The organism is Vibrio sp. 1641 (genome assembly GCF_033339995.1).
Classification (GTDB): Bacteria; Pseudomonadota; Gammaproteobacteria; order Enterobacterales; family Vibrionaceae; genus Vibrio; species Vibrio alginolyticus.
Window position 1 is genome coordinate 1 of sequence record NZ_JAWOVP010000451.1, and the last position, 541, is coordinate 541.

At 47.9% G+C, this 541-nt stretch carries 1 protein-coding gene; it reads left to right on the plus strand.

The window, feature by feature from the left end; all coding sequences use genetic code 11:
• On the plus strand, positions 1–495 hold a 495-nt coding region (locus tag R7Z47_RS26515; protein ID WP_318130981.1), incomplete at its 5' end, for a hypothetical protein.
• Positions 496–541 lie beyond the last annotated feature (46 nt).

The window sequence follows — 541 nt, forward strand, 5'->3', positions numbered from 1 at the left end:
ATGAGATGGTTGTCTAGTTTCTCATTGAAAGAGTGGTTGTTCGCTGCTGTTTTACTAAGCGGAATCTCTGCTTATGCACTCCACCATTCGAACCAGCGCACGTCCGACGCCCGCTCTGCTGCCATTCAAGTTTTGTTTGCCGACATGCAGTACTACGTCTCCATTCTCAACGCCAATGCGAAAGCGTTCAACCAAGAGAATGGCGCAAACCAATGTGTCCTGACGGCTGTGGGCTATCAAGAGTTTTACAACGGCTACCCAGAAACGCAAAGCGAATGTGGCGAACACCTTGGCTTTTTCGACAACATGACGTTTTCAGACGAAATGAAGCAAGCGAACTTGGTGTTCATTGAAAACAACACTTATTCGATAGTCGGCTACGGCCCTAGTGACTCACCAGAAGCCTTGATGCAAGGCAAATGCTACGCCTATTACCGGTTGGAAGGCGCAGGAAAAGACGGACACAGTTTTAAAGTCGATACGTCCCAATGTTAGCGATCAAAAAAGGAGCCGCCGGGCTCCTTTTTTGTGTTCGAAAATA